Source organism: Puia sp. P3 (assembly GCF_050632245.1).
Classification (GTDB): Bacteria; Bacteroidota; Bacteroidia; order Chitinophagales; family Chitinophagaceae; genus Puia.
In genome coordinates this window covers 51,449-75,119 of the sequence record NZ_CP192583.1, presented here as the reverse complement: position 1 = coordinate 75,119, position 23,671 = coordinate 51,449, and the positions used below count along the sequence as shown (strand labels likewise).

General features: G+C 57.5%; 20 protein-coding genes and 6 pseudogenes. 11 read left to right on the top strand and 15 right to left on the bottom strand.

Features of this window, described 5'->3' with window-relative positions; all coding sequences use genetic code 11:
- Nucleotides 1-130: 130 nt before the first annotated feature.
- The 3 genes and pseudogenes from ACQ86N_RS00440 to ACQ86N_RS00430 form a co-directional block, all read right to left on the bottom strand.
- Entirely contained in the window at nucleotides 131-451 is a 321-nt protein-coding gene (locus tag ACQ86N_RS00440) for an alpha-L-rhamnosidase C-terminal domain-containing protein (protein ID WP_431217921.1), read from the bottom strand.
- A pseudogene (locus tag ACQ86N_RS00435) lies at nucleotides 452-1,683 on the bottom strand (family 78 glycoside hydrolase catalytic domain); the annotation flags it as partial.
- A gap of 5 nt (nucleotides 1,684-1,688) precedes the next feature.
- Nucleotides 1,689-2,780 carry an alpha-L-rhamnosidase N-terminal domain-containing protein gene (locus ACQ86N_RS00430; protein ID WP_431213441.1) on the bottom strand — a complete coding sequence of 364 codons (1,092 nt, stop codon included), beginning with the start codon at nucleotides 2,778-2,780 and terminating at the stop codon, nucleotides 1,689-1,691.
- 20 nt (nucleotides 2,781-2,800) lie between these two features.
- Here ACQ86N_RS00430 and ACQ86N_RS00425 point away from each other — a divergent pair.
- The 10 genes and pseudogenes from ACQ86N_RS00425 to ACQ86N_RS00380 form a co-directional block, all read left to right on the top strand.
- Nucleotides 2,801-3,193, top strand: a pseudogene (locus tag ACQ86N_RS00425) (DUF5107 domain-containing protein); the annotation flags it as partial.
- Nucleotides 3,096-3,998 carry a DUF5107 domain-containing protein gene (locus tag ACQ86N_RS00420; RefSeq protein ID WP_431213440.1) on the top strand — a complete coding sequence of 301 codons (903 nt, stop codon included), beginning with the start codon at nucleotides 3,096-3,098 and terminating at the stop codon, nucleotides 3,996-3,998. The pseudogene ACQ86N_RS00425 and the gene ACQ86N_RS00420, both read left to right, overlap by 98 nt.
- Nucleotides 3,953-5,377 carry a tetratricopeptide repeat protein gene (locus ACQ86N_RS00415; protein ID WP_431213439.1) on the top strand — a complete coding sequence of 475 codons (1,425 nt, stop codon included), beginning with the start codon at nucleotides 3,953-3,955 and terminating at the stop codon, nucleotides 5,375-5,377. Before ACQ86N_RS00420 ends, ACQ86N_RS00415 begins: the two co-directional genes overlap by 46 nt.
- The gene (locus ACQ86N_RS00410) at nucleotides 5,341-5,778 is read left to right on the top strand and encodes a hypothetical protein (protein ID WP_431213438.1); all 438 of its coding nucleotides are present in this window, start codon (nucleotides 5,341-5,343) and stop codon (nucleotides 5,776-5,778) included. The genes ACQ86N_RS00415 and ACQ86N_RS00410 overlap by 37 nt, the downstream gene beginning before the upstream one ends.
- A 20-nt stretch (nucleotides 5,779-5,798) precedes the next feature.
- Entirely contained in the window at nucleotides 5,799-5,969 is a 171-nt protein-coding gene (locus ACQ86N_RS00405) for a hypothetical protein (protein WP_431213437.1), read from the top strand.
- Nucleotides 5,970-5,971: 2 nt separating this feature from the next.
- On the top strand, nucleotides 5,972-6,865 hold the full coding sequence (locus ACQ86N_RS00400; protein WP_431213436.1) for a phytanoyl-CoA dioxygenase family protein: 894 nt from the start codon (nucleotides 5,972-5,974) through the stop codon (nucleotides 6,863-6,865).
- Complete coding sequence (locus ACQ86N_RS00395) at nucleotides 6,862-7,026, top strand: hypothetical protein (protein WP_431213435.1); 165 nt, start codon at nucleotides 6,862-6,864, stop codon at nucleotides 7,024-7,026. The genes ACQ86N_RS00400 and ACQ86N_RS00395 overlap by 4 nt, the downstream gene beginning before the upstream one ends.
- A gap of 23 nt (nucleotides 7,027-7,049) precedes the next feature.
- Nucleotides 7,050-7,559 (top strand): hypothetical protein, encoded by a 510-nt coding sequence (locus ACQ86N_RS00390; protein WP_431213434.1) that lies wholly within the window; start codon nucleotides 7,050-7,052, stop codon nucleotides 7,557-7,559.
- Nucleotides 7,549-9,896, top strand: a pseudogene (locus tag ACQ86N_RS00385) (glycoside hydrolase domain-containing protein); the annotation flags it as partial. The gene ACQ86N_RS00390 and the pseudogene ACQ86N_RS00385, both read left to right, overlap by 11 nt.
- 37 nt (nucleotides 9,897-9,933) lie before the next feature.
- Nucleotides 9,934-11,481 (top strand): glycoside hydrolase domain-containing protein, encoded by a 1,548-nt coding sequence (locus tag ACQ86N_RS00380; protein ID WP_431213433.1) that lies wholly within the window; start codon nucleotides 9,934-9,936, stop codon nucleotides 11,479-11,481.
- Here the strand turns inward: ACQ86N_RS00380 and ACQ86N_RS00375 are convergent.
- The 8 genes and pseudogenes from ACQ86N_RS00375 to ACQ86N_RS00340 all read right to left on the bottom strand — a co-directional run bounded on the left by ACQ86N_RS00375 (nucleotide 11,467) and on the right by ACQ86N_RS00340 (nucleotide 18,961).
- Entirely contained in the window at nucleotides 11,467-11,802 is a 336-nt protein-coding gene (locus ACQ86N_RS00375) for a carbohydrate-binding family 9-like protein (RefSeq protein WP_431217920.1), read from the bottom strand. The two genes, ACQ86N_RS00380 and ACQ86N_RS00375, sit on opposite strands and share 15 nt — an antisense overlap.
- A pseudogene (locus ACQ86N_RS00370) lies at nucleotides 11,751-12,035 on the bottom strand (carbohydrate-binding family 9-like protein); the annotation flags it as partial. The pseudogene ACQ86N_RS00370 and the gene ACQ86N_RS00375, both read right to left, overlap by 52 nt.
- 64 nt (nucleotides 12,036-12,099) lie before the next feature.
- Nucleotides 12,100-12,408 (bottom strand): fibronectin type III-like domain-contianing protein, encoded by a 309-nt coding sequence (locus ACQ86N_RS00365; protein ID WP_431217919.1) that lies wholly within the window; start codon nucleotides 12,406-12,408, stop codon nucleotides 12,100-12,102.
- Between the two features lie 130 nt (nucleotides 12,409-12,538).
- Nucleotides 12,539-13,129, bottom strand: a pseudogene (locus tag ACQ86N_RS00360) (glycoside hydrolase family 3 protein); the annotation flags it as partial.
- A gap of 43 nt (nucleotides 13,130-13,172) precedes the next feature.
- Nucleotides 13,173-13,931, bottom strand: coding sequence for a glycoside hydrolase family 3 protein (locus ACQ86N_RS00355; protein ID WP_431213432.1), 759 nt, complete (start codon nucleotides 13,929-13,931; stop codon nucleotides 13,173-13,175).
- The gene (locus tag ACQ86N_RS00350; RefSeq protein WP_431213431.1) at nucleotides 13,891-14,214 is read right to left on the bottom strand and encodes a hypothetical protein; all 324 of its coding nucleotides are present in this window, start codon (nucleotides 14,212-14,214) and stop codon (nucleotides 13,891-13,893) included. Before ACQ86N_RS00350 ends, ACQ86N_RS00355 begins: the two co-directional genes overlap by 41 nt.
- A gap of 111 nt (nucleotides 14,215-14,325) precedes the next feature.
- Nucleotides 14,326-15,782, bottom strand: a pseudogene (locus ACQ86N_RS00345) (RagB/SusD family nutrient uptake outer membrane protein).
- A 200-nt stretch (nucleotides 15,783-15,982) separates the two neighbouring features.
- The gene (locus tag ACQ86N_RS00340) at nucleotides 15,983-18,961 is read right to left on the bottom strand and encodes a SusC/RagA family TonB-linked outer membrane protein (RefSeq protein WP_431217918.1); all 2,979 of its coding nucleotides are present in this window, start codon (nucleotides 18,959-18,961) and stop codon (nucleotides 15,983-15,985) included.
- A 44-nt stretch (nucleotides 18,962-19,005) separates the two neighbouring features.
- Here ACQ86N_RS00340 and ACQ86N_RS00335 point away from each other — a divergent pair, with 44 nt between their 5' ends.
- Nucleotides 19,006-19,218, top strand: a complete 213-nt coding sequence (locus ACQ86N_RS00335) for a hypothetical protein (protein WP_431213430.1) — start codon at nucleotides 19,006-19,008, stop codon at nucleotides 19,216-19,218.
- A 351-nt stretch (nucleotides 19,219-19,569) separates the two neighbouring features.
- Here the strand turns inward: ACQ86N_RS00335 and ACQ86N_RS00330 are convergent, their stop codons facing one another.
- From ACQ86N_RS00330 to ACQ86N_RS00315, 4 genes are all read right to left on the bottom strand, one after another.
- Complete coding sequence (locus ACQ86N_RS00330; protein ID WP_431213429.1) at nucleotides 19,570-20,175, bottom strand: FecR family protein; 606 nt, start codon at nucleotides 20,173-20,175, stop codon at nucleotides 19,570-19,572.
- On the bottom strand, nucleotides 20,085-20,783 hold the full coding sequence (locus tag ACQ86N_RS00325; RefSeq protein ID WP_431213428.1) for a hypothetical protein: 699 nt from the start codon (nucleotides 20,781-20,783) through the stop codon (nucleotides 20,085-20,087). The genes ACQ86N_RS00330 and ACQ86N_RS00325 overlap by 91 nt, the downstream gene beginning before the upstream one ends.
- A gap of 401 nt (nucleotides 20,784-21,184) precedes the next feature.
- Nucleotides 21,185-21,487 carry an RNA polymerase sigma factor gene (locus ACQ86N_RS00320; RefSeq protein WP_431217917.1) on the bottom strand — a complete coding sequence of 101 codons (303 nt, stop codon included), beginning with the start codon at nucleotides 21,485-21,487 and terminating at the stop codon, nucleotides 21,185-21,187.
- Between the two features lie 116 nt (nucleotides 21,488-21,603).
- Nucleotides 21,604-23,451 (bottom strand): right-handed parallel beta-helix repeat-containing protein, encoded by a 1,848-nt coding sequence (locus ACQ86N_RS00315; protein ID WP_431213427.1) that lies wholly within the window; start codon nucleotides 23,449-23,451, stop codon nucleotides 21,604-21,606.
- Between the last annotated feature and the right edge of the window lie 220 nt (nucleotides 23,452-23,671).

Sequence of the window (23,671 nt, the reverse complement as noted above, 5' to 3'; positions counted from 1 at the left end):
TTTTGTATTGTTTGTATTAGCGTTGATTGCTGATACAAAGCTATGGCGGGTTCCGCATTTTGAAAATACGGTAACACGACAAAGAAAGGGTGGATTGCGACAGAGTGCGTGTCACCCACAAAAAGCGTCCTCACAACGCATAGTCATAGTGCCAGGCGCCGGAGCCCGGCTGTAGCCTGTCCTTTTTTCCCGGCAGGTCGAGTTCCGCCGTCGTATTGGGCGGGACAGTCACATCGAGGGTGAATCGTCCGTTGCTCAGGGTCCACGAGGACGATACCGCCCCAAACAGCGTCCTAAGCCGCGCCGCGGCACGGGTCAAACCCCCGCCCGGTCTGGGTTGAAACAGGATCTTCTTATAGCCCGGCGCGCTGTCCACGGGATTGATACCCGCGATGGTCTTGTACATCCAGTCGCCGATGGCGCCGTAGGCGTAGTGGTTGAAGGAGTTCATATTCGCCTGCTGGAGACTGCCATTTGGCCGTATGCCGTCCCACCTTTCCCAGATGGTGGTGGCTCCTTTTTGACGGGGTATAGCCATGAGGGGTAGGTCTGCTGCATCAATAGCGTGTATGCTACGTCGTTATAGCCAAAACGAGTCAGCACATGACAAAGATGCGGGGTGCCGAGAAAGCCCGTCGTCAGATGATTGTCGTAGTCCTTTATATTCTGCACCAGCCGGGCGGCCGCCTGTGGGCGAAGGCTGTCGGGCAGCATGTCAAACCGTAGCGCCAGTACATAGGCCGTCTGGCTGCCGGAGACCAGCCGGCCCCGCCGCGTCGTATATTCATCCACGAAGACTTCTTTGATCTTCTTCAGCAGGGCGCTGTATTCGCTGACATCCGCCCGTTTGCCCAATACCTTCGCCGCGTCGATGAGCAGCTGGGTCGAGTGGGCGTAGAACGTCTGTGCGATAAGGTGTTTGTCCGTGATGGCGGCGCGTCCGTCGTCGTCGGCGTCACCCGGCGTATAAAAGAGCCAGTCGCCGAAATGGTCGCCGGTATTCCAAAGATCGCCGACAGCATGCGCACGGATATAGTCGACCCAGGCCTTCATACTGCTGTACTGATCCCTGAGGATCGTGGTATCGCCGTATGCCAGATAGATATTCCATGGAGCGATGGTGGCTACGTCGCTCCATCCCGCGCTGGCGTTGTCTTTTGGGCGTAACACGTTGGGGATGACATAGGGGACCGCGCCGTCGGGCAGCTGTTCGGAGCGCAGGTCCGCCAGCCATTTGGCATAGAAGGTGGCTACGTCCATGTTGAAAGTCGCCGTGGCGGAGAAGGCCTGTGCATCGCCTGTCCAACCCAGCCGCTCGTCCCGCTGCGGGCAGTCCGTGGGGATATCCACGAAGTTGCCCTTTTGCCCCCATTGGATATTATGCTGCAGTTGATTGATCAGTGTGTCCGATGTAGAAAAATCACCCGTCGGAGCCATATCCGAATAGAGCGCGACGGCTTCGACGTTGTGAAGGTCCAGCGGTCCCTCGACTTTAACATACCGGAAGCCCTGAAACGTGAAATGCGGTTCATACCATTCGTCCGCTGCGCCCTTTGAGATATAGGTAATGGTTTGCAGCGCCGAGCGCAGGTTGGCGGTATAGAAATTGCCTTCGGGGTCCAGCACTTCTCCGTGATGGAGAACGATGGTGTCGCCCGCATGCCCCTTGCTGCGGAAATGCACCCAGCCTACCAGGTTCTGGCCAAAGTCGATGACCGTCTCGCCCTTTGGTGTCCTGAGGATAGACCGCGGCTTGAATACTTCGTGCTTTTTGACCAGGGGGCATCGGTGGCAATGAGCTTTGACGACGGGTCCGGCCTTTCTATTTTTACAGGCGCCCAGGCCGCGTCGTCGTATGCCGCCGTCTGCCATCCGGCTTTTTCTTTTCGTGCGTCGTACCATTCGCCATTGAAGAATTCGGAATAGCGTATCGGGCCGTCAGAACTGCGCCAGGAGTCGTCCGAAAGCACCGTCTGCCGCGAACCATCCTCCAAAGTTATTTCCAGCTGGAAGAGGAGACCGGGTGTATCTCCATAGATATTCTTTCTGCCGCGGTAGGTGGGTCCGCGATACCATCCCTCACCCACGATGGCGGCGGCTGCATTGGCGCCTGTTGTCAGCAGGGAAGTGACGTCGTATACCTGGTACTGGAGGCGCTGGTGGTAGTTGGTCCAGCCGGGAGTGAACCATCCGTCGCCCACACGGTGACCATTGAGCGACGCTTCATATAAGCCGTGCGCAGTGATATATAGCCGGGCCTGTCGTATCTTCCCGTTGACCCTGAATCCCTTCCTCAGCATGGGGACGGGGCCTTCCGTGCTGTCGGGCGTGGTGGGTGTGATCCATTTCGCAGACCAGTCGTTCTCGCCGAGTCCCGTCTCCCAGTAGCTGACCTGGCTCCATTTGGAACTGTGCCCATGGTTGTCCCTGATGCGCACCTGCCAGTAATACCTCGTGCGGGGCGACAGGGCCGGCCCCCTGTAGGGTACATGGACGGACTGACCTGAGCCGACCATGGAAGAGTTCCACACCGGATGGTCCCTACCCGTAAAGACCCTGATCTCATAATCCGTCTGAAGAACATCTTTTTCGTCCGAGACTATCTGCCAGCAAAGACGCACCGGTGCTGTGGGGGAAAGGCCGATGGGGTTGGTAGCGTATTCGCATAACAGGCCGGTAACGCCAGGAGGTTGGGCGTTTGACGTGACGGGAGACTGGCCGTGTGTCATGGCCGGAAGCAAGCCAAGAAGGAAAAAGGACAGAAGGAAAATACGATTCATGGGTGAAAATAGGGCCATTTATGGAATCGACGATGGTCTGGATTGGCATTCCATTCCAGGATTTTGGCAATCGTGTTTCGGGATGTTGGAAGGCAGGCGCCGCGTTTTATATTTGGATAATGAAGGCCCTGGTCAACAAAGAACGCATTGTGCTGAACACCTATCCCTATGGGGACCCGTCACCCGTGCCCGAGTTCGGGCGGATCTATCCGTACCACCGGTGGGATGGATATGACCCGCAGGGAGCGCCCGCTGAATGGGAAATGGTGGTATTGGAGAATGCCCATATAAAGGTCTGGATCAGTCCTGCTGCCGGTGGGAAAGTATGGGGAGCTATCGAAAAGAACTCCGGGCGGGAATTCATCTATTTCAACCACGCGGCCAAATTCAGGGACGTGGCGATGCGGGGTCCCCTGGACATCGGGCGGTATCGAATTCAATGTGGGCCTGCTGGGACATTCGTTGTCCTGTGCCGCTGGCGTCGATCACCATACGCAGGACAACGCGGATGGCAGCGTCAGTTGTTTTGTCGGGACCACCGACTGGTCTTCGGGTACCCGCTGGTGGGTGGATATCTGCCTGCCCGCGGATGCCGCGTGGTTCCGAACCCGCACCTGCTGGTACAACGACAGCAGCGCCGATACGTCCTATTACGCCTGGAGCAACGCGGGCGTCAGGGCCTCCGGTGGACTGGAATATATTTTTCCCGGCCATGCTTATCTTGGCCATGACGGGAGGGCCCATCAGTGGCCCGTTGACGGAGAGGGACACGACCTTTCGAAATATGCGCAAAATGACTTCGGCCACTATAAATCCTATCATGTCATTGGCTCGGTGTCCGACTTCTGGGGCTGTTACTGGAGGGAGGAAGACCTCGGTATGGCGCACTATACCGCCTACGACCAGCGGCCGGGGAAGAAGATCTGGATATGGGGTTTGTCCCGCTATGGTATGATCTGGGAGGACCTGCTGACCGACGGGGATGGCCAATACAGCGAAGTGCAGTCGGGCAGACTGTTCAACCAAAGCATTTCCGCAAGTTCCGCGACGCCTTTTAAGCACCGGGCATTCCTGCCCTGCGCCTTCGACAGCCACGACGAATACTGGATGCCTGTACCTGGACTCGGCGGTCTCCGGTATGCGTCTAAGGAATTATCCTTTTTTGTGGAGGGGTGCAGCTGCGGCTATGCGCCAACCAGCCCCTGCATGGGATGCTGAAGGTGGAGGACGATCACGGAACGCTTGCCGCAACTCCCGTGCATATGCAAACGCTCGGGCGTCTCGACCTGACCCTTCCGGCACCGCCGGATGAAAGGAGTCTTCGGGTTTGGCTGGATAGCGTATTGATCTACGATAGTGGCGGGGAACAGCACCGGCTGAAGAGGCCGCTGGCGATCGCGGAGGGATATGACTACGAATCCGTGGAGGGCGTTTATCTGCAGGCCAGGGAGTGGGAGCGTCAGCGGTTCCCGTCCCGTGCGCTTCCCTGTTATGTTGCGTGTTTACTGGCCGATCCCTGGCATCTCCGCGCGCTGGTGGGAATGGCGCGGTTGAAGCAGCGCCATATGGAATACGAAGACAGTCTGGGCTTTCTTTCGAAGGCCTTGTCCATCGATACTTATGACGGCGAGGCCAATTATCTGTACGGCCTCGCGCATGCACGGCTGGGCAATATCTACGATGCGAAAGACGGCTTTTCGGTGGCCGGACAGGACCCGGCATACAGGTCTGCCGCGATGACCGAACTGGCCAGGACGTCGATGCAACAGGGGCAGCACGCGCGGGCGCTTGAATATGTCGCGGCGGCGCTGGCCGGCAATCCCGGCAACTGCGGTGCCCTTCGGCTACAGGTAGTGGCATTGATCCGGCTGGGCAGGACAGCCGAAGCGCGCGATCTGGCGGCCGGGCGGCTGCTGGCTGATCCGCTCGATCACGTCCTGCGATATGCGTCCGGCATGCGATCCGGCATTTGCATCACCAGTGAATGGCCCCACCAGACCTGGCTGGAAATAGCGGCGTTCTATGCCGGTATTGAAGAATGGAAGGAGGCCTCCGAATCATTGCAACAGTCGCCCGAACATCCCATGGTGGAGTTGTGGAAGGCATGGATCTATTTCAAGACGAGCGGCAATGTCGACGCCGTCGCACTGGAGAAGGTACAGCAAATGTCCCCCGAAGGGGTATTCCCGCACCGGCAGGAAGAATTGACGATCCTGCGATGGGCGGTAACGCATTCAGAAGGATGGAAGCTAAAGTATTTTCTGTCGCTGGGGCTGATCCAGCTGATGCAGGAGGAAGAAGCGCGGGTCCTGCTGACCAGCTGCGGCGACGAGCCCGGCTGGTATCCTTTTTATCTCGTGCGGTCGGGGATCAGCGGGGATGGCGGCGCCGATCTGCTGAAGGCGGTGGACATAGCACCCGACGCCTGGAGGCCTGCGCTTCGCCTGTCGAAGCATTATGCAGAGAAGCAGCAGTGGGGGCGGCCGTGGGTGCGGCGGCGAAAGGATATCTCCGGCATCCCGGCAACTACTATCTTGGTCTTCGGCTGGCGGACTGCTATATGCACCACGGACAATACGAGGCGGCCATCGGACTGATGAAAGCGCTGCGCGTGCTGCCCAACGAGGGCGCTTCGCAGGGCAGGAATGTCTGGCGGGAGACCCATCTGTATGCGGCCATCGACGCGCTGGAAATCGAAGACTACGCAACAGCGGCGGAATATATCCGGTCAGCCAGGGACTGGCCGGAGAACATCGGCGTGGGAAGGCCCTATGATGTGGACGAGCGCCTGGAGGATCTTTTGGCCTGGTACTGCGAAAGGGCGCAGGGCAAGGACGGAGAAAGTTACGAGGAAAGCATCATCGCGTTCCGCAATAGATATCCGCAGCGGCCGGCCGGCAGCGGCGACCTGGTGTCGCTGATGATGTTGCGCCTTCGCGGCGGATACGAGGGGACCAGCGTGACCGACGACGGTGGCACGGCCTGGGCAACGCCCTGACCCATGACGATAGTCTGCCCATGCGCTGGAGCCGCGCCTTCCTCGACGGCGACCATGCAACGCTGGAAAGTCTGGCAGGAGAAAACACCCCGCCTCCCGTTGTGTTGCCCTATGAAACGCCCTATGAGGACAGGGCGTTCGAACTGATCCGGACAATGTACGAAAAAGGTTTATTAACAACATCCGAATGAATATGAGCGAGCACATACCCAGAGACCTTTCTGTATTTCACCAGCTGGTGTCCGATATGTTCAAATGGCCCGCGACGCCCGGGGAGTGGGAGCCCTACCGGCTGAATGACGAGCAACTGAAATTCTTCGCCGACCACGGCTATATCAGTAATATAAAACTATTGGAGGAATGGCAGGTAGACTTGCTGAACGAAGAGCTGGCCGAGATCATCGACCCCGCGCATCCCGACAATTCGTTGTTCTATCAGTTCTTTTCCAATTCTTCCACGGACCCCGGATCGGTGTTGTTCCATGCGCTGGGAGCGTGGCGGATCAAACCCGGATTTCACGACATCTTATGGAACCCGGCGTTCGCCATGGCGGCCAGCCAGCTGCTGAATGACCAGAATATCCGGTTCTGGCACGACCAGCTGTTCTGCAAGCCGGCCAAACACGGGGGCGTGGTGGCCTGGCACCAGGACTATTCCTACTGGACCCGGACTACACCGATGCAGCATCTGACCTGCTGGGTGGGGCTGGACGACGCGACCACGGAGAATGGCTGTATGTACTATGTCCCTAACAGTCATCGCTGGGGTTTGCTGGAAAAACCCAATCTCACCGGCGATATGGAAGGGCTTTTGTCGGTATTGACGGAGGAGCAAAAGGCCGGTTTCAATCCAATCCCCATCGAACTAAAGAAGGGCTATGGCAGTTTTCACCATCCGCTGCTGGTGCATGGTTCTTATGAGAACAGGAGCGACCGGCCCCGCCGCGCGTTCGTCCTGAACGTCTTCGCCGAAGGCACCGTCTCCGGCAGTGACGAGACATTGATGCCCGGGACGCCGGCCATTCCAAAAGGAGAGCCGGTCGGCGGACAATTCTTCCCGCTGATCATCGATAGAAAACTCACATGAAGATATCGTATTACTGTAGCCGCCGGGGCCACGGGGAGACTGCCTGGGACGATTTTTTGGCGGCGGCCCGGAAGGACGGTTATGATGGTGTAGAGACCGGCCTGCCCTCCGGCGCTGACGAGCGCGAGGCTCTGCTGCGGGGCTGGCCGGCCTTCGGCTAAAAGCGGTATGGGGCGGCGGCGCTATGACACCCGACTTTTCGCAGCACGCGCGGCAACTGGATAATGCTTTGCAGGTGTTGCTGGACTCGAAGCCTTTTCTCATTAGTTTGCAGACGGGCAAGGACCATTTCAGTTTCGACCAGAATACGCAGCTGTTGCTGACGAGCAAGCGGATCGCGCACGAGAGCAAGGTCACCATTCTGCAGGAGACACAGCGGGGAAGGTTCTCCTTCGCCGTCCACGTGACCCGGCAGTACCTGCAGGCGATGCCGTCCCTGCGGCTCGATCTGGATCTGTCGCAGTGGTACACCGTCGCGGGTAATTATCTGGAAGACCAGGCCGAAGCCGTGCAGCTGGCCCTGTCGCGTACCGCGCATATTCAGGCAAGGGTCGGCGAGCTGGACGACCTGGAGCGCTACCTGGAACAATGGGACAGGGTCGTCGAAAGGCACCGCAGCCTGCAGGGGTCTGAACTGGGCATTACGTGTGAGCCCCGTATGCGAACTATTTTAATGAACAGATATGGCGAATAACGGTTACAGGGCACAGATCCTCCTCGTCGGAGTGTTCTTTTTTATTTTCGGTTTCATCACCTGGGTCAACGGGACCCTGATCCCCTATCTGAGGATCGCCTGCGAGCTAAAGGAGTGGAAGGCCTATCTCGTCACGTTTGCCTTTTACATTTCGTATACCGTCATGGCCATTCCTTCCAGCACCGTGCTGGCGAGGACGGGGATGGTAAAGGGAATGCGGGCCGGTCTGGTGATCATGAGCGCCGGCTGTATCCTCTTCGTACCGGCCGCGCTGTTTCGCAGCTATCCGTTGTTCCTTCTGGGATTGTTCGTCATAGGCACGGGCACCACGCTGCTGCAGACCGCCGTGAATCCGTATATCACCTTATTGGGTCCGGCCGACAAGGCGGCGCAGCGCATGAGCATCATGGGTATCTGCAACAAGTCCGCGGGTGTGCTGGCGCCGCTGGTGCTGGGCGCTATCATCCTGAGCAACTCCGACAGCCTGTTGCAGGAGTTGCGGACCCTGCCGCCGCCTGCCAGGGCGCTTCGTCTGGACGAACTGGCCCGCGACGTCATCGTCCCGTATCTTATTCTTGCGGGCATATTGCTGTCGATAGCTGCCGGTATCGGCTATGCGCATTTTCCGGATGTGGCAAAAACGCCTGACATAACAGGAGGGGAAGACCGCGGACACGGACGCGCGTTCTTTCTGGGATTCCTGGCTACGTTCTCCTGCGTCGGTCTCGAGGTCATGGCCGGAGATACCATCGGCAACTACGGACTCTATCACGGGATGCCCCTCAGCATCGCGAAGCACCTTACCTCCTATACACTGGCGTTCACCGTGGCCGGCTATCTTTTCGGAGCGCTGGCGATCCCGCGGCTCGTCACGCAGGAGCGGGCCTTCCTCCTATCGTCCGTGCTGGGCGTCGTCATATCGCTGGCGGTTCTGTTCTCGCCGGGCAGGTATTCCGTGGGATGTGTGGCCGCGCTGGGTCTGTCCAATGCGCTGCTGTGGCCCGCGATCTGGCCCCAGGCGCTGAAGGGCCTCAGTGGAAAGGCGCTGAGCCAGTGGTTCTGCCATACTGATCATGGGCATCGCGGGAGGCGCGATCATGCCGCTGGTCTATGGCTGGGTGGCGAAGGGCAGCAACAATCAATCCGCCTACTGGCTCCTGATACCCTGCTATCTCTTTACGCTATACTATTATTTTTTAGGAAAAAGACAATCGAAAATATGAAGAACACGCTGCTATCCATTACCCTCCTGCTGACAGCAGGCCTTGCACTGGGACAGGAAAAGGACAAGAAGCACCCCATCGACGTCGACGCCATACGGCAAACGCAGCTGACCGGGGATATCGGGCTGCCGCCGACAGAGATGAACAAATCCGCCAGTCCGGAACATCTGGAAGCTTTTCTGTCCAGCCATCCGGGCAGGCCATTCTTTACCTTCCCCGAATCGCGCGAACACTCTATCCGGATGCTGGATTCCGTGCCGGAAATATGGCTGACCCGCAATGCGGCGGCGATGAGCGCCTTTTCCGGCGAGCCGCAGCCGGGAGAATACTATGTTTTCCAGGTCGGGGTGTTTGCGGCGCGGGCAGCGTTGTCCGATATCAAAGTGAAACTGTCGTCCCTGCAGGGCGCCGGTGTACTGACCGACGTCACCTGTTTCAATGCCGGAGGTGTCTCCTATTTGGGGAAGCCATTCACGAAAAGGCTGGATCTTCGTCAGGGCGGGGTATTGCCGTTGTGGTTCGGGGTCCGGATACCCAAAGCCGCCAGGGTGTGTACAGCGGTAAGGTGACGATAGCCCCGGCGGGGATGTCTCCCGCGACCGTGAACGTCACACTAAAGGTGGGCGGTGCAGTAGTAGAAGACAATGGTGTGGACGATGCCGGCAGACTCTCGAGGCTTTCCTGGCTCAACAACAGGATGGCACTGGATGACAGTATTACCAACCGGTACATTCCGTTGAAGAGGGAGAACCACACCATCTCGATACTGGGCCGGAAGATCCGGCTGGGGGATGACGGGCTGCCCGCGGAAATACTCAGCTATTTCGATAAGGATAACCTGGCCCTCGCCGACCAGGGCTCCCCTATCCTTTCCGGACCCGTGAAATTCGTCGCGGAGCGTGAGGGTGAGCAAACCCTGCATTTCAGGGCGGGGCCTATCCGTTATACGGACCATTTTCCCGGAGGCACCAGCTGGGAGACCAGGCTGGAGAATCCCTCCCTCTTGCTGGACGTACACGGACGCGCCGAGTACGACGGCTTTATCGGTTATGAAGTGACGTTGCGCCCATTGAAAGATTTAGCCATAAAAGACCTCCGGCTGGAGATCCCGATGGAAAAGAGCAAGTCGGAATATATCATGGGTCTGGATCATGAAGGCGGGCTCCGGACCGAAGACAAGCTGGTCGTGGAAATGGGATGTCGTAAACAAGAACCAGGACGGGGTCTGGGTGGGTGGTATCAACGGCGGTTTGCGGGTCAGGCTGAAGGGCGCCAATTTCCACAGCCAGCTGGTGAACATCTACTATCCTTTCGGGCCGTTGAACGAGCCGGAATCATGGGGCAACAGCGGGAAAGGAGGCGTGACGGTGAATACAGAGGGCGCCGGCGCGGTGATCAGGGCCTTCTCGGGCGGCCGCATGTTGAGAAAAGACAGCAGCTATCATTTTATTTTCGAGCTGCTGGTGACGCCATTCAGGCTCATCGACAGGAGCATCCAGTACGGCGACCGGTATTTTCATTCCGACATCGATACCAGCACGAATTTCATAGCCATAGCAAAAGAGCACGGCGCCAACGTGGTTGTCGTGCATCATAAAAAAGACATCTACCCCTATATCGACTATCCCTTCTCGCCGGAGAATGTGGATAGCCTGAAGGCTTTTATCGACAAGGCGCACGAGGCGGGACTGAAGATGAAGATCTACTATACCACCCGCGAGCTGTCGGTGAAGACGCCGGAGATATGGGCATTGCGAAGCCTCGACAACGAGATCATCTATCCTGGCCCGGGGATGTCTGCCCGCACCCTCGTAAACCCCAATGGCGTACATCCGTGGTTCGGCGCCAATTTCAAAACGGATTTTATTCCGGGCTGGGTGGCGACCTTTCAGCACGGGCGTTTTAAAGGGAAGCAGGATCTGGCAATACTGACGAGGCCCGACAGCCGAATGAACAATTTTTATCTCGGCGGACTGGACTGGATGTGTAAACACCTGAAGATCGACGGTCTTTATCTCGACGACCTGGCGCTGGACAGGGAGACGCTGCGGCGTGCGCGGAAGATCCTTGACCGCCAGCGGCCGTGGGCGCGCATCGATCTTCACACCTGGAATCACTATAACCAGTTCGGCAAATGGGCCAACTCGCTCTACCTGTATATGGACCTGCTTCCCTATATGGATCAATTGTGGGTCGGGGAGGCCAGGGACTATGACAAGCCCGCCGATTACTGGCTCGTAGAGGTCAGCGGCATTCCGTTCGGGCTGACTTCACAGATGCTGAACAAGGGCGGCAATGCATGGAGAGGGATGGTGTTTGGTATCACCGACCGCTTTGGCTGGTATCGCAGTATCACGCCCGAGTATATCTGGAAGTTTTGGGACGAGCACGACTTCCGGAACAAGCGTATGACCGGCTTCTGGGATAAGGATATAGCGGTGAAGACGGACAATCCGAATGCCGTGGCCTCTATTTTCCAGGGCTCGGACGAGGCGATCATCGCCGTTGCCAACTGGACGGATACGGTGCAGACCTGCCGCCTCGATATCGACTGGCGCAGGCTGGGGTTAACCCCCGGCGCCGTCACCGCAACTATCCCCTATCTCAGAGATTTCCAGGAGCAGCGGGTTGTCGATCTGGGCAAGCCGTTGGAATTGCCGGCGGCGAAAGGCTATATGATCGTGTTAAAGAAAAACTAGCTCTCCGAAATATCGGGGCTGATGAAAGTCGGGGGCCGGTGTCCCGATATTGTTCCAGGCGAGGTAGTGCGGCTCGGGGCATTCATCCCCGCACTTATAAAAATTGGCCGTCGCGTGTATGCCCGAGAGGGTCGGGAGCTTGTCGTGAATAAATAGTGAGGTGGGAATATACAGCGCGAGCGACCAGCCAGTCCCCCGACAGCCGGCGTGCCGGTCCCTGCGGCGGCAAAGCCGATGGTCCTGATCTGCGCCGGCAGCAATGGCGTCCTGTCCTCCCGCGAAGGTCCGTGCATCATCAGACAGACGCCGGCGGCATTCCATTCCATATTATAATAGGAACCCCCATTGTCAAACGAGATAAAGAACTCGACACAGCTGTCCTTATACACGGGATCATTGGGTTTTGTGCCGGTGATCCTGGATCGTCCTCGTCGACGAAGAACTTCAGCAGGATCGCGCTGCCGGTGTGGGCGATGGCGAAATGCGTGGCAGGCCTGGCCGGGAAGGCAGGCCAGTGGGCAATGACTGAGCCGGTGACGGGGAAGGCCGTCCATCATCGGCGACCATTGTTCGCCGGAGGCCTTTTGCTTCGACAGCGGCGGGACCTGGAGCATTTTTTTATTTTAATTCCAGATGGACGGAGCCAGGATTTTCCGACGACCGGCCTACCATGACCGTAAAGATACCGGATTCTGTTGTCCAGTGTCCGTCTTTCCAGAATTCGAGGCTGCGGGCGCTGATGGGAAAGCGTACGGTCTCCGAGGCGCCGGGTTCCAGACTTATTCTGTAAAAGCCTTTCAGCTCTTTGTCGGGCCTGACCAGGCTGCAGACGTCCTCGTGAATATAGAGCTGGACGATCTCGTCGCCCTTGACCCTGCCCGTGTTGGTGATCGTGACGGAGGCGTAGACCGTGTCCTTCCGCGTCATCGAGGGGCTGGACAGGCTGATATTGGAATAGCCGAAGCTCGTATAGCTGAGCCCGTACCCGAAGCAATACGTGGGGCCGGAAGCGGCGTTCCACAGCGTCCTTGGGCGGCCGGGGGAGCATATTGTAGAAAGACGGCACCTGCCCAACATTGCGTGGGTAGGTGACTGTTAGCTTACCGCCGGGGTTGACGAGGCCAAAAATGGCTTCCGCGACGGCTGTTCCCGTAGCCTGTCCCAGGAACCATCCGTCCAGAATGGCATTTACATGCTCCTTTGCCCACTGGATCGCCACGGGCCGTCCGTGCAGTAGTACCAGTATCACCGGCTTGCCTGTCGCGGTCACCTGTTCGAGCAACTGCTGCTGCACGCCGGGCAGGGTAATATCATCCCTGTCGACGTTCTCCATCACCGTCTTTTCGTCGTCGCCGAGGACGACCACGGCCACATCGGACCTTTTTGCCAGGTTGACCGCTGCGGCTATTTTGTCCGTGGAAGTTGATTGTATATCACAGCCTTTTGCATAAGCGATGCTGGTCCCGGCGCCTTTCAGCGTCTCCAGGCCTTTCCGTACGGTGATGAAATATTTTGGCTTTTGGGTCGAGTACGTACCCAGGCGTGTCGTGTCCGCGTTGGGGCCGATCAGTGCGATGGACAACCCGTCCCTTTTCAGCGGGAGTGCCGGGCCTTCATTTTTGAGAAGGATGATGGCCTTGCGCGCCACTTCCAGCGCCAGGTCGTCGTGGCTGTTTTCGTCGAGTACTGTCTTATAGTCCTTCCGGGGATGCGCGAACGAGCCGCTGATATCCTTGAAGAAGACGTCGGACTCGTCGGCCGTCTTTCCTTTTTTCAAGGACGATATCTTTGGGGGAGGTGGTCTCGTCGTCCTGCAGGTGCATCATAAATTTTACTTCGAGGACCTTGCGGACGGCGTTGTCGAGCAACTTGATGGGTACGGCGCCATTCTTTACAGCCGTCACCAGGGCGGCTCCATAGATCCTTCTTTCCGTCCAGGCCTCCTTGAATGCCAGCTCGGTGTGGACGCCCGCCGCCAGCGACAGTCTCATCAGCTGCTCGCGGCTGCCTGCTACGTGGAATCTGTCCTGTACCCAGCGGATATCGTTGTTGTCGGATACGACGAGACCGTCAAAGCCATATGCGGCACGGAGCACCGTATCCAGCGCGTAGGTGTTGACGTGACAGGGTACGCCGTTTAGGCTATGGTGCGCCGGCATGATGGCCCCCACGTGTGCTTCTTCGACGGCAGCGCGGAAGGGGGCGAGGTGTATCTCGTGAAGGGCGCGGAGGGAGATCTCTACCGCGGCGCCATTGGCCCCGTCGAGGGGTTCGCCGTCGGCGACGAAGTGTTTGGCTGTCGCCAGCACGTGGTCCCTGTCGAAGCGATATGCTCCCCTGCCCTGCAGTCCGTTGATAAAGCCCACGCCCATGCGGCTTACCAGCCAGGGGTCTTCTCCGTAGGCCTCTTCAAATCTTCCCCAGCGCGCGTCGCGTACTACGCCCAGCATGGGGTATAACAGTGCTGGATACCCAGCGCCCGGGCTTCTTTTGCGATGACGGTGGCTTCCCGTTCGGCCAGTTCGGGGTCCCGGTGCTGCCCAGGGCGATGGCGGAGGGAAAGGAAGTGGCGCCGTCGGCGACCACGCCATGCAGGCATTCGCCTGCCTGCATATGCGGGATGTTCAGCCGGGTATTGCCGTTGGGATAGAAGGAGGCCAGCTGTGCCGCTTTCTCTTCGACGGTCATTGTCGCGAGCAGATGGTCGATCTTCTTTTTGTCCGCGGCGCTCACGCTAAAATAAGGTGCCCGTTTCGTCTGCGCGGACAGGGTCGTTACGCTAAAAAGAAAAAGTGAAGGACAGCAAAGCTGTCCTCACTTTGAAGGTATGGATAGGCATGGGTACTATTTTGTGTATCCTGGATTTTGGTCCATCGGCGCCTGGGAATTCAGATCGATGACGGTCTGGGGTATCGGAAGCAGGTTGTTGAACGACTGTATCGATGCCGCCGAAGCTTTGTATCCGTGGTCTTTTGTACGCTGGTAGATCAGGCCGAGGCGGCCGAGTGTGAGCATGCGGAACTCTTCGCCAAACAGTTCGCGGGCCCGCTCGTCGAGGATATAGTCCAGCGTGACGTCGGCGGCGGCAACGTCCTGCGCCTGGCGCGCTCGCGCACTACGTTGATGTCGGAGGCCGCCAGTTGCGTCTCTCCTTTGCCCAGGTGAGCCTCCGCTCGGAGGAGATAGGTCTCCGGGAGGCGCATGACGTAGAAGTCGCGGATATAGCCGTTGTCCGGCTGTGCATTGATGTGTTTGTCCGTACCGAACTTCTGCCAGTTGGGGTAGATATAGGACATTGTGTCTTCGCGCAGCGTCAGGAATGATCTGGGGATGAGGTCGCCCGGGTGGTAAGGCGCGGCGGGGCTGGTCGGGCCGAAATAATAATTGCGTTTGATATTCGTCTCGTTGTTGCGGATGTCGCCCGGATCGTTGTTCCAGATATCGTAGTTGACATAGTTGGTGCCGCGTACGAAGGCTACGCCGCGGCCCGTGGAATCCACCGCCAGCGCTTTATATCCGAACTTGGCCATCGACCAGTAGGAACACCACATCATCCGCTCGATCAGGGGACGGTTGAAGTTGACCGTGCCACCTGGGATCACCGGTTCGAACTGGGCGACCCAGATGCCTTCGTTGTTGCCGGCCTGTGTGTTCTGGTTGCCCATGACGAAAAGGTCCCAGTAGTAGTCTTTGTTCGTTTCCGTTGCGCGGGCGCCGAAGCGCGCTTTTACCAGGGAGTAGGTACCATCCGTTCCGTCGATGACGCGCGTTGCGGCTGCGATGGCGCCGTCGTAGTCTTTCAGGGAGATATCGATCTCGGCCAGTAGGTGGTCAGCGGCGGCCTTTACCACACGGCCGGGGCTGGATGTCGTCGCCGGCAGCCATGTGCGGGCGAATTCCAGGTCGTCCTTGGCGAATTTCCATACCTGGTCGCGCGTGGACCTGGTATAATTGAAAACGGGCGTGGTAGTGGGTTTATCCACGATGGGTACGCCGCCATAGACGTTGGCCAGGTTGCGGTAGGCAAACGCCCGGAAGAATCGGGCTTCACCCACGATCGCGTTCTTTTCGGCGTCGCTCGCCCATGTGACGGCCGGATTATTCGCGCCTGTGATAACTGTATTGGCTACTTTCAGAAAGGTCCCGTACTGGAGATTGAACCAGTTGGCCGAATAGGGCTCTACCGTATTGACCAGCGACCAGTTGTTGTAGGAGTTGGCGTCGTCGCGGGGGTCGAAGCAGACGTCCGTACCGAGGCCGAGGATGAATGCGTCCTGCACGCCGTCCGCCGAATTGTACATTTTTTGTACGCCCTGATACATGGATCCCATCAATTCTACGAACTGGGCCTTGTTGAGGAGCGCGTTGCTCGTATTGAGTGCGTCCCTCTGCGTTTCCTTCAGGAAGTCGCTATCCTTCTGACAGGAGCTTAGCGCCATCGCCGCAAGCGCCGCGACGGTCAGTATATTTTTATATGATCTCATTTTTTTCATTTTTCGGGTTAGAATGACAGGTTAAAGCCGGCGGTAATGGACTTCATCAGGGGTGGTGACTGATTGACGGCGCTGTTGGTGGAACCGCCGTTGCCGCCGATCTGCGCGCCATTGGCCGGGTCGAGGCCGGTCCAGCCGGTGAAGGTGAGCAGGTTCTTACCGCTGACAAAGAATTTCAGGTCGCTGATCTTCAGTTTTTCCAGGCCGGCTTTGCCCAGGCTATAGCTAAATCCGAGGTCCTGCAGTCTTGCGAATGTCCGGGATTGATAGAACCCATAACCCAACGGGTTCGTATAGTTGGTGCGGGGGATCTTGTTGCTGGGTCTGTCGGGCATCCAGTATTCCTGGTTGATCCAGTTGGCGCTGGTGGGCAGTACTGCACCGGGGTCGAGACTGCGCAGATTTGTGGACATGAAATAGTGGTTCTTCCCTCCGCCGACGATGGCATTGACCGCAAAATAAAGGGAGAAGTTCTTATAGGTGAAGGTGTTGGTGACATTGATGTTGTAATTCTCCTTTGCATAGCCGATGACCGAGCGGTCGAGCGTAGTGATCTTGCCGTCCGGCTTGCCATTCGGTCCGCTGATATCTTTGAACTTCACGTCGCCCGGCTTGAACCCTGTACTCGCCATATAGTCCACATCCGTGGCCTGTACGATGCCGTCGAAAGTATAGTCGTAGATGGCGCCGAGGGATTTGCCGATAAACAGACTGTTCGCCACGTCGTCATCCTCTTTACCATTGTGGTCGCCATCGATGCCCGTCAGGTGCACTACTTTGTTCCTGTTGAGCCACCAGCTGACGCCCGTCTGCCAGGTGAATCCCGAAGGCGTCCTGATGTTGACCGAATTCAGTGAGATCTCGATACCCTTATTGTCTACCTGTCCGAGGTTATTCTTTACGGACGAGAATCCCGAGATGATGGGAATGGACTGGGTCAGCAGCTGATTCTTCGTCGAGCCCTTGTAGAGGTCGATGGAACCCGTGAGCCTGTTGTCCAGCAGGGCGAAGTCCACGCCAAAATTAGCCGATGTCGTCTGTTCCCAGGAAAGGTTGGTATTGCCCAGCTGGCCGGGGACCGTGAAGGGAGTAGAGACGCTTCCGAATACGGTATACAGGTTGGTCGAATTGACCGTGAACTGGGTGGAGTACGGTGCGATGGCCTGATTACCCGTTCGGCCATAGGAGACTCTGGCCTTGAGATAATTGAGCCATTTGACCTTCTTCATAAAGTCCTCTTCGCTGATGGCCCAGGCGACCGAGGCGCCGGGGAAATTGCCGAATTTATGACCGTCGCTGAATACGGAAGAGCCGTCCCTTCGGAAATTGGCGGTAAAGTAATAACGGCCGAGGTAGTTGTAATTCAACCGGCCGATATATCCCACGTTGGCATAGGTGGAGTTGTTGGTGATGCCCGTCCTGGTGACGGCGGATGGCAGGCCGTTGTAGCTGAGCGACGTCGTTCCGATGGCGGAGAAGTCGCTTCCCGTAAGCCGCACCAGGTCGGTGATGCTCTGGTCGCGCGTGTAACCAGCCATCAGATCGAGATGGTGGTCGCCGAATGAATGGGTATAGCTCAGGATATTGTCCAGTACATAGGAGTTGATGATCGAGGTCTGCTTGTAGCCGCTGGCCTTGTTCAGGAACTGCGAAGGGTTGGCCAGTTCCGATGCCACCAGCGTATTGACTTCACTGAACTCGTGGTGGAAGTAGGCGCGTTCCGCCGTGTTCTTGCTGGCGGTTACGTTGAGCCGGTAGCTCAGTCCGGGTATCTGGGGGACTTTCACGTTGACGAAGCCCGTACCGCGGAGGCTCGAATATTTTTCGAGGTCGTCGTCGTAGTAGCCCGGCTGTGACAGGTTCGGATTGCCCCAGTAGGGATTGTTCAGACCGGCCGTACCGGTGGGATAGCGCTGGAGTATCTTATTCGTGCTGTCCGTGTACATGTAGGTGTAGGGCGGCATATAGGTCGCCAGATACATATCGGGAGAGGTGCCGGAATAATCCCTGGAGGAGAAGTATCCGTTGATGCCGAACGAGAGCCAGCTGGTGACATTGTTCTCCAGCTTGACGGTCACGTTTGGTTTTTTGTAGTTGTCGTTGGTCAGTACGCCGTTCTGTTTGAGCCAGCCGCCGGAGACGTAATAGTTCGTGTTCTTGCTGCGTCCCGAGATGCTGAGCTGGTAGCTCTGCAGCGGGGCGTCCTGGGTGACCTCGTCGTACCAGTCCATCTGGTGGCCTTCGTTGTAGGCCTTTAGTTCCAGCGGGGCCAGAATAGCGGGGAGACTGAGGTCCTGCTGGCCGGTGGTGGCTCTGGTATCCTTTCTCCATTGGATATAATTCTCGCCTTTGCGCATATCGGGGCGGCGTGTCCAGTATTGTTTGCCGTAGTAGGTGTTGAAATTGATCACCGGCGTTTCGGATTTGCCGCGTTTGGTAGTGATCATGACCACGCCGTTTGCGGAGCGGCTGCCGTAGATGGCGGCGGAGCTGGCGTCCTTGAGGATGTCGAAGGAGGCGATGTCGTTCATGTTGATCTCATTGATACTGCCGTTGAAGATCACGCCGTCGAGGACGATAAGGGGTGCCGTGCTCGCCGAGATGGAGTTCTGTCCACGAACGACGATATTGGGGTCGGCGCCCGCGCTGGTGCTGGGGCCGACGTTGATGCCGGGTGAGCCCTGGATGGCTTCCAGCGCATTGATATTGGGTATCGTGGATTTGGGTGAGTTCTCTATTTTCACGCTGGTGACAGCGCCGGTAACGTCTTTCCTTTTCTGGGTGCCGTAACCCACGACCACCATGTCCGACAACTGGCTGGGGACTTCCGACAGGACGATGGTGATGGCCGACTGCTCGCCGACGACGATGGTCTGGGCGGAATATCCGACCCCGCTGATCGTGAGCCTGTCGCCTTTTTTGGCTGTGATGTTGAACTCACCATTGTTATCCGTACTCGTACCGCCCTTGCCGCCGGAGACCGTGATGCTGATGCCAACGAGGGGGTGCCTTTGGCGTCGGTGATCTTTCCATGGATGGTGGCGAGGGGCACGGGCGGTTCCTCCGCGGCGATGGCTGCGGGGTCTTCCGCCTTCCGGATGACAATGATCCTGTTGCGGATGATGAAAGCCAGCTGCTGGTCTTTCAGGCAGTGGGTAAGGACCTCTTCGACGGATGCATTTTTACATCGAGGCTTACCGGCGCCGTATTATCCAATAATTTCTCGTTGACAATGAACTCGTAACCAGTCTGTTTGCTGATGAGGCGGAAGACCTTTTCCAGCCTGATCTTTTTTCCGATATGGTCACATTCTGGGAGAAGGCCGAAGCGCTGACCTGAAGAGCAGTCGTGAGTAGCAATATGGCGCAAAGGTTCATGATAAACAGCAGTTTTGAGGGCAAAAGCCTGGGCACGGCTTTGCCGATAACTTGTAGATTCATACTTTTGAACAGTTTTGGTTAAGAATGTAGAGATTCAAGCATCGTTACAGGAATGGCCAGGACTTACGCCGGGGGTGAGTCGCAATCACTTCCGGTTTTTTCCTCTTTCCCTTTTGTTCAATCTGACATTTCATATGGTTTTTGGGTGAACATATTTATTTCGTTGTAACAGGGGTTACGATGATCTTGTTGTTTTCCATCCTGAACCGGACGTCGCCTGTTTCCTGCAGGGCGTCGAGCAGCACCGAGACGTCGTCTTTGCGTGACAGGACGCCGGACAGGCGCAGGTCGGAGAGGTCGCCTCTGTATTCGACCTCCACGTCATACCACCTGGAGATCTGGCGCATGATGCTCCTGATGTCGCTGCGTCCGAACTGGAATTTGCCGTTCACCCAGGCGATGACCTCTTCCACATCGGGTTTGCGTACTGTCATGGATTCGGAGGCCAGGTCGAGATGAGCCTGTTCGCCGGGGCTCAGCCGCTGCTTTTTCCCGGCATGGTTTACGATGACCGCCCCTGCTATCAGGGTGGTGTTGGTTTCCGGCTCGTCGCCATAGGCCATGACGTCGAAACTCGTTCCCAGTACATCGATATCGGTGCGGCTTGTATGGACAACGAAGGGGTGATCCTTATTGGGGGCCACGTCGAAATAGCCCTGTCCGTCGAGGGTCACTTCGCGTCTGGGTCCTGAGAAAGACGCGGGATACCGGAGGGACGAGGCGGAGTTGAGCCGGGCGTGGGTGCCGTCGGGCAGAACCACTCGTACTGCCCTCCGCGGGGAGTGCGGATGGTATTGAACATATTCGCGCTGCCGGCATTTTTACCGTTGTAGGCAATGACACCGTTGTCCATCTTGACGACCTTGATACCGCCCTGTACCGCGATATCGCCCTTGTTGCTGTCGTCCAGCGTGATCTCCGAACCGTCGGCCAGGGTAAGGGTTGCTTTGTTCGAGCCGGGGACGATCTTTTTCGCCGGGGCGGCAGGGCCGGTGGTGACCAGCTGCGTCGGGACAGGTGTGGCATGGTGGTAGCGGAACCATCCGCCGGCGAGCACGAAGAGAAGGACGGATGCCGCCGCCAGCATTTTCCATCTTGCGGTCCGCCGTTGTCGCATCGGGATGGTATCCGCCTTGCGGCTGCTTTCGAGCAGGTCGATCTTTTCGTCCAGGCCTGCCAGTATGGTGGAGCGCATGGCTGCGTCACCGGACTCTTCCGGACGTTCGACCTGCAGCTGGGCCGGGACCATTTCCTCCATGCTGTCGAGGTACTCCCTGTTCTGCAGCATCTGTTGCAGGCGGGTGGTCTCCTCCGGCGTCAGGCTGTTGCGCAAATGTTTGTCGATAAGGTTTTTAAGCTCAGAATTCATTTTTGAGTCTGTTGTTAAGTTAAAGACGCAGGTGGGAGGTCCAACGCACAGCGGCGTGTAAAATATTTTTTGGGGAGGATGGCGGCAAGGCCCGGGTTGGCGGATTTGCCGCGGGAAGTCGTTTAGCGGTCGTCGCGGGAAGCCATTCAGCGGGCGCCGAAATAGCCCTGTTTGCGGAGGTATTGCCGGATATGGAGGAGCGCGCGGGTGGCGTGGTTGTTGACGGTGCGCGTGTTCAACCCCAGCCGGCGGGCGATGGCCTCGTGGCTGAGGCCGGCCCGGCGCGTGAGCAGAAAGACGAGTTTTTGCTGGGGGGCAGCTGTGCAATGGCGTCTTCGATGAGTTGTTCCGTCTGTTTGAGCTGAAGGGTGTTGTCGGGGAGTTCGGCGGCTGCCGTCATTTCACCCGTGTCCTGCAAGGGGGCAGCCGCCACCTGTTTGCGGATGGCGGACACCAGCTCGTTCCTGGCGACGATGAAGAGAAATGATTCGAAATTGTCTATTTCGGGCAGAATCGACCGCCTGATCCATATCTTCAAAAATGTCCTGGACGAGGTCCTGCGCCCATTCGGAGGATTTGAGATAGTGCAGGGACGTGGCATAGATCCTTTTCCAGTACCTGTCATACAGGACCGTGAACGAGGGTCTATGGCCTTCGGCTACCTGTTGGAGCAGGAGCCTTTCGTTATCGTCATTTTTTTGCATCATACCCTATCTTCTCCCAGGGATTTGCCTGAAATTCGGTAGTTTTTTCCAAACTTCCGAATCTTCCTTTATCCGAAAGTTCTCTTTTGCGCTGTCGACGAAGCCCGGGTCGTAGTCTACGACGAGGTTCTCGTCCGTAAAAGGTAGCCATTCTTTTTTCCTTCCGTGATCTGCCGGATCCTGACCAGAATATTGTTGGTGAACGTATCCCGTTTGGGCACCGCCGGTTCGTCCTCGAAATAGTCCTTCAGGTGCGGATAACGAACCGAGTACGGGGGTTTGTTGTATCCGACGGCATTCAGTCTTTTGCGGAAAAGGCCGTTGGAGTCCAGCATGGCCTTTGCCCAGTTGGCAAGCCTGTTGTCGATGTGTGAGGCGTATTTCGTGGAAATAAAAATATTATTCGCGTAGTGGTTGTCCCGGCCTCCACCGATGAATCCCGCCACCGTACCCGCCTTGTAGAATACATTCCCGTACACCGTCGTCCCGCATTCGCCGTCGTCGTGGTACACCGCCTCCGTCTTGTGTTTGCCTCCGATATGGTGGAAATAGTTGTAGCGGACGATATTGCCTCTTTCGGAGGGGTCGCGGCCATGATAGAAAGCGCCCATATCGTCGACGGCGAGCGCCATGTCGTGAACGTTGTTGTATTCCACGATATGGTCGTTTCCGTGGAGGAGGATACCCATGGCGGGTCCGTTGGCAACTTCGCAATTGGAGATCCGGTTACCCACACCCGATACCCATATGCCGGGCCGGTAGGACTTTTCGATCCGGTTGTAGTCGCTGACATAGCAATTGCGTACATAGCTGTTGCCGGGTTCCAGCGTCAGGCGGTTGCCTCCGGTAAAGAATATACCACCCGCTCCCGTCCGGAAGACGCGGCAATTCTGGAATCCGTTGTCCGTACCGCCCTGACGGTCGAAGGTGCTATGTTCGTATACGTAGGGGACGATGCTGCCGACGATGCGGGAGGCTGGTGTGCCATTGCCCGGGTGCACCATATCGTCCGTGGGAGTGACGCCTTTGCCCATGCTGACCGCCATCATCCCAAGATTGTAAAAGTCGCAGTGGTCGATGCGGACATGCGTTGTCCTCTCCATGTACAGCCCCATTCCGCGGCTGCAGGTGAAATCGAGGCCTTCCACCCTTATATTCGAGACGCCTTCCATCGCCATAAGGGGCGTTTCGAGAATGGACAGTTCCAGCGTTTTTAGCCGGGCCGGCGGAAGGAAGTAGAGTATCTGCCGCGCGTGGTCCAGATAGTATTCACCCGGCGTGTCGATCTCCTCAGGGATATTGTATGCATAGAAGGCGCGATAGGCTTTGCCGGTACCAAAGCCGTATACCGTCGACATGGCCGTGGTGATCTTTCTCTCCGTAGTGTCGATAGACTTCAGGGGCACCGCGTCGTCCGCATATCCCCACATGAAGTAACCCGCGATCCAGGCGTCGGCTGCGTTGCGCCAGCGTGAGGGCCTGTCCGTACCTTCATAGGTGAAGACGCCGCCCCGGTGTGAAGTGTCGCCCCATCGCGGCACCGAGCCCGAGTCGATGAGCCTGCCGATAAGCATCATGCTGTCGTTCGGCCAGCGGGCGACGGTGCCGGGGATGCCGTTGAAGAACGGTTCCAGCCAGGCGACGCCGAAGGGTCTTGAAAAGCCCATCGGCCGCAGATGTCCCAGGTCGGTGATGCCGAGCCCCTTCAGGTCGAGCATGCGTACCCGGCTGCGGACCCGCGGTTCAAGCCCCGCGAGGAAATTGCGGTCCGTGATGGGCTGTACTTTTTCCAGAGGAATAGACCTGCCGCCGTGAATGACGGCGTGCGCCTGCCCCGATGTTCGGATAGTCAGTGGTATCGTGGTGTGCCAGTTGCCGCCCTGCACAAGTTGGATGGTGCTGTCGACGAAGTAGGTGCCTGGAGCGAGTTCTATTTCTATTCCGGCGGGCGGATGAGGCGTCATTGCGAGCTTGTCGGCCTTTGTTATGGCCGCCTGCAGGGAACCGCCTGACGGGACCTTTATTTTCCTGATATCCTGTTGACACCGGGCCGTTGTGCAGCCGAGGAAGCATAGAATTGACAGGACTCTTTGAGTGCGGGACTCGCGTACATAATCAGATGGTTTGTGAGCTTTAGGTTGCCAAACATAACCAATCCAATTCAAAAAACGCACCCGCAACCGG